General features: G+C 69.3%; 16 protein-coding genes. 11 read left to right on the top strand and 5 right to left on the bottom strand.

The window, feature by feature from the left end; all coding sequences use genetic code 11:
- Positions 1-22 precede the first annotated feature (22 nt).
- The gene (gene folK, locus P3102_RS34630; RefSeq protein WP_276364865.1) at positions 23-514 is read left to right on the top strand and encodes a 2-amino-4-hydroxy-6-hydroxymethyldihydropteridine diphosphokinase; all 492 of its coding nucleotides are present in this window, start codon (positions 23-25) and stop codon (positions 512-514) included.
- Between the two features lie 97 nt (positions 515-611).
- Here the strand turns inward: folK and P3102_RS34625 are convergent, their stop codons facing one another.
- Positions 612-1553, bottom strand: a complete 942-nt coding sequence (locus P3102_RS34625) for a MerR family transcriptional regulator (RefSeq protein WP_276364864.1) — start codon at positions 1551-1553, stop codon at positions 612-614.
- Positions 1554-1613: 60 nt separating this feature from the next.
- On the opposite strand from P3102_RS34625, the gene P3102_RS34620 reads away from it, so the two are divergent.
- From P3102_RS34620 to P3102_RS34590, 7 genes are all read left to right on the top strand, one after another.
- Positions 1614-2075, top strand: coding sequence for a DUF3180 domain-containing protein (locus tag P3102_RS34620; RefSeq protein ID WP_276364863.1), 462 nt, complete (start codon positions 1614-1616; stop codon positions 2073-2075).
- Between the two features lie 69 nt (positions 2076-2144).
- Entirely contained in the window at positions 2145-4184 is a 2040-nt protein-coding gene (locus tag P3102_RS34615) for a DUF6779 domain-containing protein (protein ID WP_276364862.1), read from the top strand.
- A gap of 127 nt (positions 4185-4311) precedes the next feature.
- Complete coding sequence (locus P3102_RS34610) at positions 4312-5481, top strand: PrsW family intramembrane metalloprotease (protein WP_276364861.1); 1170 nt, start codon at positions 4312-4314, stop codon at positions 5479-5481.
- Between the two features lie 146 nt (positions 5482-5627).
- Positions 5628-6542 carry a DUF2520 domain-containing protein gene (locus P3102_RS34605; protein WP_276364860.1) on the top strand — a complete coding sequence of 305 codons (915 nt, stop codon included), beginning with the start codon at positions 5628-5630 and terminating at the stop codon, positions 6540-6542.
- A complete protein-coding gene (panC, locus tag P3102_RS34600) occupies positions 6539-7447 on the top strand; it encodes a pantoate--beta-alanine ligase (RefSeq protein WP_276364859.1) in 909 nt (302 codons plus the stop codon). The genes P3102_RS34605 and panC overlap by 4 nt, the downstream gene beginning before the upstream one ends.
- A gap of 12 nt (positions 7448-7459) precedes the next feature.
- Complete coding sequence (gene panD / locus P3102_RS34595) at positions 7460-7954, top strand: aspartate 1-decarboxylase (protein ID WP_276364858.1); 495 nt, start codon at positions 7460-7462, stop codon at positions 7952-7954.
- 4 nt (positions 7955-7958) lie between these two features.
- Complete coding sequence (locus tag P3102_RS34590; RefSeq protein ID WP_276364857.1) at positions 7959-8747, top strand: type III pantothenate kinase; 789 nt, start codon at positions 7959-7961, stop codon at positions 8745-8747.
- A 137-nt stretch (positions 8748-8884) separates the two neighbouring features.
- Here the strand turns inward: P3102_RS34590 and P3102_RS34585 are convergent, their stop codons facing one another.
- Together P3102_RS34585 and P3102_RS34580 are read right to left on the bottom strand one after the other, a co-directional pair.
- A complete protein-coding gene (locus tag P3102_RS34585) occupies positions 8885-9649 on the bottom strand; it encodes a class I SAM-dependent methyltransferase (protein WP_276364856.1) in 765 nt (254 codons plus the stop codon).
- On the bottom strand, positions 9646-10419 hold the full coding sequence (locus P3102_RS34580; RefSeq protein ID WP_276364855.1) for a class I SAM-dependent methyltransferase: 774 nt from the start codon (positions 10417-10419) through the stop codon (positions 9646-9648). Before P3102_RS34580 ends, P3102_RS34585 begins: the two co-directional genes overlap by 4 nt.
- A gap of 96 nt (positions 10420-10515) precedes the next feature.
- Here P3102_RS34580 and lysS point away from each other — a divergent pair, with 96 nt between their 5' ends.
- The gene (gene lysS, locus P3102_RS34575) at positions 10516-12027 is read left to right on the top strand and encodes a lysine--tRNA ligase (RefSeq protein WP_276364854.1); all 1512 of its coding nucleotides are present in this window, start codon (positions 10516-10518) and stop codon (positions 12025-12027) included.
- Between the two features lie 151 nt (positions 12028-12178).
- Positions 12179-12532 carry an Lsr2 family protein gene (locus P3102_RS34570; RefSeq protein ID WP_005165380.1) on the top strand — a complete coding sequence of 118 codons (354 nt, stop codon included), beginning with the start codon at positions 12179-12181 and terminating at the stop codon, positions 12530-12532.
- 6 nt (positions 12533-12538) lie between these two features.
- Here P3102_RS34570 and P3102_RS34565 read toward each other — a convergent pair whose 3' ends face one another.
- Positions 12539-13378 carry a helix-turn-helix domain-containing protein gene (locus tag P3102_RS34565; RefSeq protein ID WP_276364853.1) on the bottom strand — a complete coding sequence of 280 codons (840 nt, stop codon included), beginning with the start codon at positions 13376-13378 and terminating at the stop codon, positions 12539-12541.
- Between the two features lie 66 nt (positions 13379-13444).
- Between P3102_RS34565 and P3102_RS34560 the strand changes: the two genes are divergently transcribed.
- Complete coding sequence (locus tag P3102_RS34560) at positions 13445-14026, top strand: TIGR03086 family metal-binding protein (RefSeq protein ID WP_276364852.1); 582 nt, start codon at positions 13445-13447, stop codon at positions 14024-14026.
- Here P3102_RS34560 and P3102_RS34555 read toward each other — a convergent pair.
- Positions 13915-14781 (bottom strand): (2Fe-2S)-binding protein, encoded by an 867-nt coding sequence (locus P3102_RS34555; RefSeq protein ID WP_276364851.1) that lies wholly within the window; start codon positions 14779-14781, stop codon positions 13915-13917. The genes P3102_RS34560 and P3102_RS34555 overlap by 112 nt on opposite strands.
- Positions 14782-14813 lie beyond the last annotated feature (32 nt).

The following is a 14813-nucleotide window of genomic DNA, read 5'->3' as shown; positions in this document are numbered from 1 at the left end:
GCTCACAGAGACGACGCGAACGATGAGCCGCGCGCTGCTCTCTCTCGGCTCCAACCTGGGGGACCGGCTCGCGTTCCTTCGGTCCGCCGTCGACGCCGTGCGGACGGCGGTCGTCGCCGTTTCGAGTGTCTACGAGACGAAAGCGTGGGGCGTCGAGGATCAGCCGGACTTCCTCAACGCCGTCGTCCTGGTCGACGACCCGGCGCGTGACCACTGGGACTGGCTGCGCACGGGGCAGGCGGCCGAGCAGGCGGCGGAACGCGTGCGCGAGCTCCGCTGGGGGCCGCGCACGCTGGATGTCGACATAGTGACCGTGGACGGGGTGCGCTCCGGCGACCCCCAGTTGGTGCTTCCGCATCCCGGCACGCCGGAGCGCGCGAGCGTGCTGATCCCCTGGCTGGAGATCGAGCCCGCGGCGGTGCTCCCCGGCCACGGTCCCGTAGCCGACCTCCTCGCCGCCCGCCCCGCTTCGGACCGCGACTCCGTCCGGCTGACGTCGTTCACCCTCGCCTGACTCGCGGGAGTGGGCGTTTGGTCGCGTGGGACGTGCGAACCCCCGCAAGTAGGTGACTAATTGCGGGGGTGGGGCGGGCGACAGCAAAGGTCCCTCGCTACCCCAGCGCGGCGCGCAGGGCGGCGATGATCCACTCCGCCTGCCGCCTCTGCGAGGGGAACGACGGCCAGCCGTTCATCCTCCCCAGCAGCATCCAGTACCGCTCGGCGCGCGGGTCGAAGCCGATCGCCATCCCGTCGACCAGCCGTTTCCGCCAAACCGGGTCGTCGGGGTCCCGTCCGTTCCGCGAAGACTGCGTGAAGATCGTCTCCGCCAGTTCGCGGCCCTCGGCCGAATCAGGCGCGAGACCGGCTTCGAGCGCTTCGGTGGCCTTCTCGCTCCACGCGATCCACAACTGCTGCTGCTCCTCGCCGAAGTCCGCTCCGTCCTCCTTCCGCAGCTTCGAGTGCCACTCGCTCATCCGGCGGATCGACGCGCGGAACCCCTCGTCCTGGACGAGTTCGGCGAACTCGATCCAGGCCTCCAGTTGCTCGGGCGTCGGGTCGTCGGGCAGTTCCGGTTTTCCCGAGCGCATCCGCTCGTAGAACTGCGGGTCCAGGTCGAGTCCTTCGACCATGTCCGCCCAGAATTCGTCGAGCAAACGTTTGCGGTCCTCGTCCGACATCGACGCGAGTTTGTTCATCAGTTCGACCTCCTCCAGTGGTGAGTTTCGTTTGGCCACCGCTCGCAGGACCGCGCGGCGCAGTTCCAGCCGCCGGATCTGCTCGTCCAGGGCGGCGACGTGCTGGACCGCGAGGTCCCCGATGGTCGCTTCCCTGGTCAGCGCCCGCTCCACGTCCGCGAGGCCCAGCCCGAGTTCCCGCAGCGTCCGGACCAGCTCCAGGCGCGCCATCGCGGTGGCGTCGTAGAGGCGGTAGCCGGCGTCGGTGCGGTCGGTCGGTGGCAGGAGTCCTTCGTCGGAGTAGAACCGGATGGTCTTCACCGGCAGGCCGGTCCGTTTGGCCAGCTCCCCGATGGTGAAAACCGCTGCGGTGCCCATACGCTTCATCGTCGACTCTCCAGTTGGTGGAGAGTCAAGCCTGCCAGGTAGCGTTGGACCATGCACTTCACCCGGCCACGCGAGCTGGCGGTGGCCGGCCTCCTGGGTCTGGTCCTGGCCTATCTGCTCTTCCAGGTCGCCTACGGATCGATCCCCGCGCTTCCGCTTTTCGCCGGAATCACGCTTCTCGTCCTCGCGCTCTGCGAGGTCGTGCTCGCCTTCGTCATCCGTTCGCGGATCAAGGAGGGTCGCGTGCTCGCCGCGCTCTCCGTCGCCCGATCGGTGGCTCTCGCCAAGGCCTCGTCGCTCGCCGGATCCGCCATGACGGGGGTCTGGCTGGCGGCTTTCGCGTATCTTTTTCCGCGACGTGACGAACTCCTCGCGGCGAGCGGTGACCTCCGCTCGGCGACGGTCGGGATCGTCAGCTCCGCGGCGCTGGTAGCTGCGGCTTTGTGGCTCGAACACTGCTGCCGGACCCCCGAGGGCGGTGATCGGGGCCCCGATCCCGAGCCGACCGGTTAACGCTCGAGAGCCACCGCTCGAAGTACCGACTAGGTCTCGTTCGGATTACTAGAAGGTACGGTGTTGGGCATGACCGGGGTGGGTGACGACTCGCGCGGCCGCCTCGCGGGTAGGCCGTGGCTTGTCGTCGGCTTGGTTCTCGCTGTCGGCGCGACTCTCGCGTTGGTGCTTTCCGACGATCTCCGCTATTTACGGCTGGGCATCGTCGCGGCGCTGTGGGCCGCCTTGATCGGTGCGTTCCTGGCGGTCCGCTACCGCAAGCACGTGTCACAGAGCGAGGACGCCGTCGCCGAGGCGCAAGCCGTCTACGAGCTCGAGCTGGAACGCGAGATCGCCGCCCGTCGCGAGTTCGAGCTGGAGATCGAAGCCGAGAGCCGTCAGGCCGCCGAGAGCCGCTCGCAGGACGAGCTCGAAGCGCTCAGAGCCGAGGTGAGCGCTCTGCGGGAAAGCCTCCAGTCGCTCTTCGGCGGCGAGGTGCTTCTCGAACGCGTCGCGCTCACCGCGCAGGCCACCCGGATGCGGTCCCTCGACAACAAGCAGCTGATGAGCGCCGGAGCCGAGAACGGCAACGGCAAACCTCAGCTGATGCCCGCCAAGAGCACCACGATCGACATCGACGAGCGCGAGCGTGCGCGGGAACGCCCGACCGAGATGATCGACCGCGTCCTCGAACCCGCGGCGGCGCGGGCCGGGACGCCGCCGGCCGCCCGTCGCAAGCCGTCGAACGGCCAGGTCAACGGCTCGAACAGCGCCAATGGCCACGGCCAGGCCAAGCAGGTCCAGCGGCCGAAGCCGGTCGACGAATCCACTCGCCGCAGCATGCGCAAGGCGGACGCCCGCGCTTCGAAGGCGGCCGAGGCGCTCGCCGCCGAAGCCGCCCGCCGCGAGCGGCTCGAGTTGTCCAACCCCGGCATGTCGCCCGCCGAGGTCTCCCGGCCGACGCCGAGGGGCGACGCCCAGCGCAAGACCCCGCCGCCGGTGACACCCGCCGAGGTGTCCCGCCCGTCCATGCCGGGTGTCTCCCGCGCCGAGGTCTCGCAGCCGTCGATGCCCGCCGTCGTCCGGCAGCCCCAGCGCCCGGAATCCCAGCGCCCGGAATCCCAGCACCCGGAACCCCAGCGTCCGGAACCCCAGCGCACCGAACCGCCTCGCCGTCCGCAGCAGCCTTCGTTGCAGCAACGGCTGGATGCGGGCCCCGTGCAGCGGCCGTCCGCGCCGCGGCCGGAGGAGCAGACCCGCAAGGAGACGCCGCCGGTGACGCCCGCCGCGCAGGCGAAGCCGGTCAACCGGGTCGAGCCGGATCGTCCGCGGCCGGACCGCGAGCTCGGCCTGTCCCGTCCCGGGATGAAGCCGGCCGGTGGCACGCCGCCGCCCCCGAACAAGCCCGCCGCCCGGGAGCCGATGGAGGCCACCGGCGAGTGGAAGCCGTCGTGGACGCCGGAGCGCCCGGTGTCCGATCTGAGCGCCGCGTTCCCCAAGAAGGACGACTTCCAGGACCGGCTGCGCCCCACGCCGCCACCGAAACCCCAGCAACCCCAGCAATCGGTGTCCCTGCCGCGCCCCGAGCAGCGGCCGGAGCCGCGTCGTGAGCCGGAGCCGCCGACCCCGAACCCGGTCGTGGCCGAGCCGGCTCGCGGGGCCGAGCCCGTGCGGCAGCTGGAGCCCGAACCCGTGCGCCGTCCGGCGGCCGAGGCGCCGTCGCGGCACGGTGGCGGCGCCGAGGAGCCGCCCGCGGTCAACCCGACGCTGCCCGAGGAGGTCCGCGTGCCGCAGAACGGCGGTGGCGGACGCCGTCGCCGGGCGGCGGAGGACTCGTCGGTCTCGCTCACCCCGGCCCCCGCCGTGCCGGAGCCCACCGGGGGCGGCCGTCGCCGCCGTCCGGACGGCGAGCCCCCGGCCTGGCAGAGCTCCGAGTCCTCCGGCGGCCGTCACGGTGGCAAGCGGGCGAAGCCGGAAGACGAGACGCCGTCGCGGAACGGGTCTTCGCACAGCCGTCCGGAGACACCCGCCGCCGGTTCCCACGCCTCCGGCCGGTCGGTGATGGACCTGCTCGCGGCGAACGGCGCGAACGAGTCCACTCCGCGGCGCAGGCGGCGTGCCGAGGATTGATCGTGTCCGAGCGAGGTCGGCAGGGCGCGCGTCGGTCGATCCGGTCGCCACCGCGATGGCCGGTACCGCGTCGCACTTCGGCTCCACGTACCGCTCGTGTTCCGTACCGACGATAGGGTGACCCGCTGTGAGCGAGCCTTCCTCCTCGACGCCCGGTCTCGACCGGCCACGCCGGTCTCGGTCGATCACCGTGCTGCTGCCGGTGCTCGGGCTGATCGCCGTCGCGCTGTGCGGGCTGTTCGTGTTCGGCACGGTGACCGAGAAGGTCGGCTTGCCCGCGGTGACGATCGGTGTGCTCGCGGCGCTGGTCCCGGTCGCCGTGGTGGTCACGGCCTTCCTGTGGGTCGACCGGTGGGAACCGGAACCGCCGAAGCTCCTGCTGCTGTCGTTCGTCTGGGGCGCTTGCGTCGCGACGATCATCGCGCTCCTGCTCAACAGCGGCGCCGAAGCCGTCGGTGACCTGCTCCTCGGTACCGGCGCCGGCGGCAAGATCAGCGGACTGGTCTCCGCGCCGCTCGTCGAGGAAGCCGCGAAGGCCGCCTTCATCCTGCTGTTGTGGTGGCGCCGCCCGATCGAGTTCGACGGCGTCGTGGACGGCATCGTCTACGCCGGTTTCACCGCGGCAGGGTTCGCCTTCACCGAGAACATCTATTACTTCGGCCGTGCCTTCGCCGAACACGGCTTCGGTGACGGCACGAGCGCCGGTGTGCTCGCGGCGTTCTTCCTCCGTGGCGTGCTCTCGCCGTTCACCCATCCGCTGTTCGCCGTCATGACCGGGATCGGGCTCGGCATCGCCGCGAGCAGCAAGGTGCGCTCGCTGCGGATCCTGGCGCCGATCGGCGGCTACGTCGTCGCGGTGCTGCTGCACGCGTTGTGGAACGGCGCCGCCCTGCTCGGCGGCGCCAAGACCTTCCTGAACGTCTATTTCCTGATCATGGTGCCGCTGTTCATCGGGGTCTTCTCGGTGGTGGTCATGCAGCGGCGCCGCGAGCAGCGGATCGTCGCGGCCGCGTTGCCGCTGATGGTCGACGCGCGCTGGATCGCGCCGTCCGAGGTGCCGCTGCTGGCCAGTCTGTCCGGACGGCGGTCGTGGCGGAAACAGGCGCGGAAGCAGTCGGGGCGCGAGGCGGCGAAAGCCGTCGGCCGGTATCAAGCCAGCGTGACCGAACTCGCGTTCCTGCGGCGCGGCCGAAAACTCACCGACGAAGCGAAACAGCGGCAGCGTGAGCTGCTCCGGCTTCTCAAGACGTCGCGGGCCGAGGCCGTGCGGCTGGCCGACGGTGCGCCACGCGGTTGACCACTGTCAGGTGAAGCTGGTCACGAGGGCCGGTTCAGACCCGAGCCGGAGGGTTACTCTCGCGCCGTCGTCTGGTACCCGCGCCCACCGAGCGGGACTGGAACGAGTTGAGGAGTTTCGACCATGAGCGTCCACTGGCGCACGCCATGATGAGGCCCGCTCGCCTGACCGTGGGCGTCGTTTCCGCGGGCCGGGTCGGCAGTGTCGTCGGTGCCGCGCTCTCCAGGGCCGGGCACACCGTCGTCGCCGCTTCGGGCCTTTCCGACGCTTCGGTTCGCCGGGCGGAGCAACTGCTCCCCGACGTGCCCCTCCTGCCGCCCGACGAGGTCGCCCGCCGCGCCGACCTCGTCCTGCTGGCCCTGCCGGACGACACGCTCGCCGGGATGGTGCGTGGCTTCGTCGCCACCGGTTCCCTGCGACCGGGCCAGATCGTCGTGCACACCTCCGGGGCACACGGCATCGACGTCCTCGCCCCCGCCGCCGAGGCCGGGGCGTTGCCGCTGGCCCTGCACCCCGTGATGACCTTCGCCGGTCGCGCCGAAGACCTCGACAGACTGGCCGCGTGCAGCGTCGGCGTCACGGCCACCGAGGGTGACGAAGCGGCGTGGAACGTCGGTGAGGCGTTGACCGTGGAGATGGGCGCGGAGCCGGTGCGGGTCCCTGACGAAGCGCGAGCGCTCTATCACGCGGCGTTGGCGCATGGTGCGAACCACCTGATGACCCTGGTCGCCGATTGCGCGGAATTGTTGCGGGAGGCGGGAATCGCCCAGCCCGAACGCCTGGTGGCTCCGTTGTTGTCGGCGGCGTTGGATAATGTTCTGCGACACGGGGACCGGGCGCTGACCGGGCCGGTGGCCCGTGGTGATCTCGGCACCGTGCGCAAGCATCTCGCGGTGCTGGCCGAACGTGGCCCCGACGTCGCCCCGAGCTATCGCGCGCTGGCCAGGCGCACGCTGGCGCGCGGCGACGCCGCCGGGCTCCTGGACGCCTCGGCCGCCGCCGAGCTCGCCGAACTCCTGAGTGATCCCGCAGATCCCGCCGAAGGGCAGCAAAACCAGTGACCACACCGAAGTTCGCCCGAGGCACGCTGCACACCTTCCAGCCGCCCGAGCAGGTCAGCAAGGTGACGCGTGCCCTGCACGGCGTCGGCCGCAAGGTCGCGCTGGTGCCCACGATGGGTGCCCTGCACGCGGGGCACCGCGAGCTGATCCGCCGGGCGAAGCGGCTGCCGAACACGGTCGTCGCGACGTCGATCTTCGTGAATCCCCTGCAGTTCGGGGAGGGCGAAGACTTCGAGGCGTACCCGCGTCCGCTGGACAAGGACCTCGAAGTGCTGAAGGAAGACGGCGTCGAGCTGGGCTTTCTGCCCAAGGCCTCGGATCTGTATCCCGACGGGGCCACCGTCACGGTGCATCCCGGCGCGCTCGGCGACGAGCTGGAAGGCGCGGTGCGGCCCGGGCATTTCGCCGGCGTGCTGACCGTGGTGGCGAAACTGTTCAACATCGTGCGGCCGGACTACGCCTTCTTCGGGGAGAAGGACTACCAGCAGCTGGTGCTGATCAAGAAGATGGTGCGTGACCTGAACTTCGACACCCGTGTGATCGGCGTGCCGACGGTCCGGGAACGCGACGGGCTGGCGTTGTCCTCGCGCAACGTCTACCTGACTCCGGAACAGCGCGAGGACGCGATCGTGTTGTCGGCGGCACTCACCGCGGGTGCCTTCGTCGGACGCGACGGCGCGGAAGCCGTGTTGGCGACCGCCAGGCAGACTCTCGCCGCGCGTGCGGGAGTCGAGGTCGACTATCTGGAATTGAGGGGAACCGACCTCGGGCCCGCGCCCGCGGACGGTGAGGCGCGGTTGCTGATCGCGGCCAGGGTGGGGAGTACCCGGCTGATCGACAACGTCCCGGTGATGCTCGGTGCCGCCGTGGACCATCCGGAACACGCGCTGGACGCAGGGGAATAGGGAGAGTCCACGATGTACCGCACCATGCTGAAATCCAAGATCCACCGGGCGACGGTCACCCAGGCCGATCTCCACTACGTCGGTTCGGTGACCGTCGACGAGGACCTGATGGACGCGGCGGATCTGCTGCCGGGCGAACAGGTGTCCATTGTGGACGTCACCAACGGCGCGCGGCTCGAGACCTACGTGATCGCGGGCGAACGCGGCAGCGGCGTGCTCGGCATCAACGGTGCCGCGGCGCATCTGGTGCACCCCGGGGATCTGGTGATCCTGATTTCGTACGCGCAGATGGAGAACACCGAAGCGGCCTCGTTCCGGCCGCGGGTCGTCTTCGTCGACGCGGACAACCGGATCGTCGAGAAGGGCACCAACCCCGGCCACGCGCCGGAGGGTTCCGGGTTGTTGAGCGGCACCGTGACGCTGGCCGACGACGACACGATGACCTTCCCGGTCGCCGAAACCGCCGACGCCCGCCGTCTCGACGCGCTGCTGCACGCCGAAAGCTGAGCCCTTGCTGCTCACGGTCGACGTCGGCAACACCAACATCGTGCTCGGCCTGTACTCCGGGCCCGAGCTGATCGGTGACTGGCGGATGCGCACCGACGCGCGGATGACCGCCGACGAACTCGCGTTGACCATGCGCGGTCTCCTCGGCTCGCACGCCGACGCGATCACCGGGATCAGCGCGCTGTCCACGGTTCCCGCCGTGCTGCGGGAGCTGCGCGTCATGCTTTCGCGTTACTACGGGCGGTTGCCGAAGATCGTCATCGAGCCGGGAGTGCGCACCGGCGTGCCGCTCCTGGTCGACAACCCCAAGGAGGTGGGCGCGGACCGGCTGGTGAACACCCTGGCCGCGCACCATCTGCACCCGTCCACCGCTTGCGTGGTGGTGGATTTCGGGACTTCGACCAATGTGGACGCCATCTCCGCCAAGGGCGAGTTCCTCGGCGGCGCGTTCGCGCCCGGCATCGAGATCTCGGTCGACGCGCTGGCCGCGCGGGCCGCGGCGCTGCGCAAGGTGGAACTGGCGCCACCGCGGTCGGTGATCGGGAAGAACACCGTGGAATGCCTGCAATCCGGCATCCTCTACGGTTTCGCCGGCCAGGTCGACGGCCTGGTGAAGCGGATCGAGCGCGAGCTCTCGCCGGGCGGGACCGATCCGGTCGCGGTGATCGCGACCGGCGGCCTCGCGCCCTTGGTGCTCGAGGAGTCCGAGACGATCACCGAGCACGCGCCGGACCTCACCCTGCTGGGCCTCCGGCTGGTCTACGAACGGAACCACGCCTCCGCCCGCCCGTGACCGAACCCGTGACTCACGTGCTCGAACCCGTGACTCGCGTGCTTGAACTCGTAACTCATGAATTACGGCCCCGAACACGCGAGTTACGGCCGCGAACACGCGAGTTACGGCTTCGAGCACGCCTGGCACGCCGTCGGTCAGCGGCGCGAGGCGACGATCAGCACCCGCCGTGTCATCAGGTCCTGGTTCCGCAGGGCCAGTTCGAGGCTCGCCCGCAGGTTCGCCGGATCCGCGCCGGATTCCGCCGCCAGTTCCGCCACGCGTTCCAGCGAGAGTTCCATCGTCCGCCGCTGCCGCGTCCGCCAATCCGGCGTCTCTTCATAGGAAAGGACGTCGAACCCCGCCGCCGCCAGCAACGGCCGGTGGTCGGGCACCTGTGGCGGCCGGTTCTCCGGCTGCCCGTCGAAGTCCCAGGTCGTGACGAGCAAACGCCCGCCGGGCACGAGGATCCGCGCGAACTCCTCGCAGGCGCGCCGCTTGTCGGGCGCGAACAGCAACGCATCGACGCTCATCACCGCGTCGGACGACGCGTCCTCCAATCCCGTGTCCGAGAAGCTGCCCACCTTGAACTCGGCCGCTTCCACCTCCGGCGCCGTCTCCGCGCGACGCCGCGCCGAAGCCAGCGCCGTCTCCGCGATGTCGACGCCGGTGAGCCTCGCGCGGGTCCGCGCGGCCACCCACAGCCCCGGACCGCCGCGCCCGCAGCCGATGTCGGCCAGCCGCCCGCCCGGTTCCAGTCGCGTCCCGGCCGTGATGGCGCGGAGGTCGGTCCGGGTCACGAAGCTGTAGGTGTCCAGTTCGGCGGGGTACTCGTCACCGTACGTTTCGGCCCAGATCCGCGCGGAAACCGCCGAGGCGGGCGCGCCGAACGTCGCGGTGAACGTGGCCTGCCAGTCGGTCATCGTTTGCCCGCCCGGAAGACCGTGGTGGTGAGCGGAACGTCGAATTCGCCCGAGGCGGTTTCCGGGTTCCGGTCGAGGAATTCCCGTGCCGCGCGCAGTTTGGCGGCGCGTTCCGCTTCCGGGGCCACCAGCAGATGCGAATGGGTGGCGATCGTCTCCACCAGGCTTTCCGCCGTCCTTGGCTGCTTGTGGCCGAAGATCTGCTTCTCGAACGGTTCGAAGGCTTCGTGAACCGGCAGCGATTCGTAGTCGCTCAGCCAGCGCCTGCTCGCCGAACTTCTGATCAGCGTGTTGAACTCGGCCAGCCAGGCCGTCGACTCGTCGTCGTGGTTCCACAGCGCCACAACGACTCCACCCGGCCGAAGCACCCTGGCCATCTCCGGGTAGGCCCGGTCGAGGTCGAACCAGTGGACCGCCTGGCCCACCACCACGGCGTCCACGGATCCGTCCGGCAGCGGGATCTCCTCGGCCGTCCCGATGAGCGGGGTCACGGTGGGGAGTGCCTTGGTGAGCTCCGCGAGCATCTGCGCGTCCGGGTCGACCGCGGTGACCGCGACACCCAGTGCGAGCAGGCCCTGGCTGACCTTGCCGGTGCCCGCGCCGAGGTCGAGGACCCGTTCCGGGGTTCCCCTGACGCCGGCCAGCCCCCAGGCCAGTGCCTTTTCCGGGTAGTCCGGCCGATGTGCGGCATAGGCGGCGGCCTTCGCGCCGAACGAGGCGGCTCGGCGGGCGTGCAGTCCGGGTTCGATGCCGGGAGTGGATGAGTTCACGCGAACCAGGTTAATGGAGAGAAAACCGGCCGGTCCGGACTCGGAAAAGGTAATCCGGTTGGCGTAGGGAAGCGGCGGGTTCGTACGCTGTGCGCCATGACTGAAATCCCCGCATCCGAGGGCGTGAGCCCCGACGAAGACCTGCCGGAACAGATGCGGGTGCGCCGGGACAAGCGCGACCGGATAATCGCGGAGGGTATCGATCCGTATCCGGTCGAGGTGCCCCGGACGCACTCGCTCGCCGAAGTGCGCGAGAAGCATTCCGGTCTTCCCGCCGACACCGCCACCGGCGAGATCGTCGGCGTCACCGGCCGGGTCATGTTCATGCGCAATACCGGCAAACTGTGTTTCGCAAGTCTCCGTGAAGGCGACGGCACCGAGTTGCAGGCGATGATCAGCCTCGCGAAGGTGGGTGCGGACGCGCTCGCGGCGTGGAAGTCCGATGTCGATCTCGGCGATCACGTATTCGTCTCCGGCGAGGTCATCACCTCCAAGCGCGGTGAGCTTTCCGTGCTGGCCGACTCCTGGCGGATCACGTCGAAAGCGTTGCGCCCGTTGCCGGTGATGTACAAAGAGCTGGCCGAGGAAACGCGGATCCGGCAGCGTTATGTCGATCTGATCGTGCGTCCCAAGGCGCGGGACGTGGTCCGTACCCGGGCCGGTGTGCTGCGTTCCCTGCGTGACTCGTTTCACGGCCGGGGATTCCTCGAGGTCGAGACCCCGATGCTGCAAACACTGCACGGCGGCGCGGCGGCCCGGCCATTCGTCACGCATTCGAATGCCTTCGACCTCGACCTCTACTTGAGGATCGCGCCGGAGCTGTACCTCAAGCGTTGCGTGGTCGGCGGTATCGAGAAGGTCTTCGAGATCAACCGGAACTTCCGGAACGAGGGCAGCGACTCGTCCCACTCGCCGGAGTTCGCGATGCTCGAGTACTACGAAGCGTATGCGACCTATGACTCCAATGCGGTGATGACGCGCCAGCTCGTCCAGGAGGCGGCGCAGAACGTTCTCGGTACTCAGGTGGTCACTCTCGCCGACGGTTCGGAGTACGACCTGTCCGGCGAGTGGACCACGCTCGGAATGTACGAGTCGCTGTCCGAGGCGTTGTCGGAAGAGGTCACTCCCGAGACATCGGCGGACAAGCTGCGTTCCTATGCCGAAGCGCGAGAGCTGGAGCTCGACCCGAAGTTAGGTCACGGCAAACTCGTCGAAGAACTTTGGGAACATCTCGTCGGAGATCATCTCCACGCCCCCACTTTTGTCCGTGATTTTCCGGTGGAGACATCCCCGCTGACCAGGCAACACCGCAGCAAGCCGGGGGTGGCCGAGAAGTGGGATCTGTACGTGCGCGGATTCGAACTGGCCACCGGATACTCCGAGCTGGTCGATCCCGTGGTGGAGCGTCAGCGGCTGGTGGAACAGGCCCGGCTGGGTGCGCAGGGTGATAGTGAGGCCATGAACCTGGATGAGGATTTCCTCCGTGCGCTCGAGTACGGAATGCCGCCGAGCGGTGGTGTCGGAATGGGGATCGACCGGTTGCTGATGGCGCTGACCGGCCTTGGTATCCGGGAGACCATCCTCTTCCCGCTCGTCCGACCCGAATAACCCGTCCGCGTGACAGATACCTCGATCGTTCTCGTAAACAAGATTTGCGTTATGTCTCGGTAGCGGGTATTAATGTCGCTAGACAAAGTCTTCTGTCCGGGGCATGCCCCGTACCAGATCATTCGTGTAAGCCCCCAGCAGGAGGAAACAGATGGCACAGAAGGTGCTCGTCTCGCTCGTCGACGACCTCGACGGCACTGAGGCGGAAGAGACCGTCGAGTTCGGTTTGGACGGTGTCAGCTACCAGATCGACCTTTCCGCGGAAAACGCGGAAGAGCTCCGTGACGCGCTGGCCCAGTATGTGGAGCACGCCCGTCGCGCGGGTGGCCGCAAGCGCACCGCCATTCGTCCGGTCGCCGGCGTGAAGGCCGCCGCCCGCCCCGCGACCGTGGACCGCGAGCAGAACCAGGCCATTCGCGCCTGGGCCCGCAAGAACGGCTTCCAGGTTTCCGACCGTGGACGTATCCCGTCCGAGGTCGTGGAGGCATACCACAAGAAGAACTGAGGTCTTTCAGACTCGCCCGCCGCCGGGAAACTTTTCCCGGCGGCTTTCTTGTTCTTGTACACGGTTCAAGCGGGCGTACTCGGTGGGCGCCCATCCGGTCACGGAGCGGAAATCCCGGATGAAGTGCGCTTGGTCGCTGTAGCCCAGCTCGGTCGCCAGTTCCGCGTAGTCCGGCCGTTCCTCGGCGGCGATCCGTGCCGCCGCCTCGTTCAATCGGTATACCTGAATCGCCCATTTGGGGGTGGCGCCGACATGTTCGGCGAACAGGCGTTGCAAGGTTCGCTGAGACAGGCCCGTTCGGCTTGACAACTCGCCGACTCTGGTAATGGCCGGATCGGCCGCGATTGTTTCGACCGCTTCGATGGCCGTCCCGGCCGCGGCGGTGAGCACGGGCTCTTTCGCGAGGAGCAGTTCCTCGCACCGGCGGACCATTTCGAAGTCGTTCGTCGCATTGCGTACCGATTCCGTCACCGGTCCGGCGCCGGGGAAGAGATCGGTGAGCGGAACGGAACCGCCGGAGATCATCGTGACCGGGCCGGTGAGGAATGCCCGGAAAGCCCCTGGCCGGAATCGCACGCCGATACCTCGGTCCCGGCCGGCGACGGTGTAGCGGAAAGGCCGTTTCGCCGGTCCGAACGCGCCTTCCGCGTCGCGGAAGAACGTGACGTGCACCGCGAGATTGGGCAGTACCACCTGTTCGTGGGGCGGACCGCCGCCCAGATCCCAGCGCAGCACCCAGTGGTGGTCGACGAACGGGCGCAGCGCCGGAGCGGGCCGATGGCGGACGAGGTCGAACTTCGCCTGCCGCGCGTCGACGATCCCCGCCGGGATCCGGTGCCCGCTCACCCACCCAACCTAGCCCTGTCGCGTTTCTTCAAGACGGTGCGCGGGGTTCCGTGAACTCATGCCCCCATGTCCGAACACGCCACCCTGATCGTCCCCGCCGCCGAGGAATTCGTCGGAATCCTGCGCGAGATCGGCGAGTCCGACTTCGCCGCCCGCACCCCGTGCGCCGAATACGACGTCCGCGCCCTGCTGAACCACCTTCTCCACTGGGGCCCCTGGCTCGAAGCCGCCGGCCTCAAGGCGCCGCCCCCGGAGATGTCCTCCGGTGAGGCGGAGGCGGGGCTCGTCGGCGACGAATGGCTCGGTGACCTCGAGAAGCAGACCGCGCGGCTCGTGGACGTCTTCGGCACTGCTGAGGCGTGGCAGGGCCAGACCACCTTCGGCGGCCGGCCGATGCCCGCGTCGATGGCGGGTTGCATGGTGCTGGACGAGTTCGTCTTCCACGGCTGGGACCTCACCAAGGCGACCGGCGCGGAGTTCGCCGTCCTCCCCGAAGTCGCCGACGCCGTGTACGCCATCGCGCTGGAGATCGGTGCTCAGGCGCGGGCGATGAAGGTGTACGGCGACGAAGTGATCGTCGCGGAAGACGCGACGACGTTCGAACGCGCGTTGGGCGCGACGGGCCGGAATCCCGCCTGGACCCCTTGACGGATTCGCGGACAGCCGCCGCATTCCGGTTCCGCGGGCAGCAGATAGGAGAAACAGCAGCTTTCGCGGTTTCTCGTCCACTCGCGGCGGCCGTCGGCTCCCGAAGCCGGTGTCACCTTCGACGCCGACGTGAGCGGCGGGAACCGCGATTCGAGGACCAACGCGGCGTCCGCGACCCCGGCGCCCTCGGCCTCCGGGGTCCCGCCCAGCCGTCCCGCCGACCACAGCGCGTTGTCGAGCGCGTCCGTGGCGGCCGCCCACAGCTGATGCCGCCCGAGCCTCGTCAGCGGCCCGTAGACGTCGATGAACCGGCTCGCGTGCGCGACGAACCGGCCTCGCAAAACGGTCGCCAGCGTCCGCTCGTCCGGGACGACGACCGCCCCCGGAAGCGCCGAGCCCGGATCGGCCGGGAGGCAGTGAAATCCGGCGCCGAGGACGGCGACCGAGTCGGGATGGGGCCGGTCCGCGCCGATCCGGAACGCCAGCGCGGACGGCGCCAGCGACGGGACACGGCGTTCGTGGTGCAGCAGCAGCGCACCGGCGAAGGCCGGGACGTGCAGGTACCAGGACAGGATCCAGCTCGCCGGGACACGATCGGGGATCCCGGGCGCCGCCGGATACGTCTCGGCCAGCCAGCGGGCAAGGCGCTCCCGCCAGCGCACGAGACGGGCCGGTTCGCCGAGCAGGTCGCCGCAGCGGACCCAGTCCGGCTCACCGTCCGGCACGTCTCCGCGGAGCCTGGCGTCCTCGGGCATCCTGGAGAGGGAGGCCCTGAGCCCGTCCGCTG

Source organism: Amycolatopsis sp. QT-25 (genome assembly GCF_029369745.1).
Lineage (GTDB): Bacteria > Actinomycetota > Actinomycetes > Mycobacteriales > Pseudonocardiaceae > Amycolatopsis.
The sequence above is the reverse complement of the archived record's forward strand: the minus strand, read 5'-3'. Positions and strand labels throughout refer to the sequence as shown.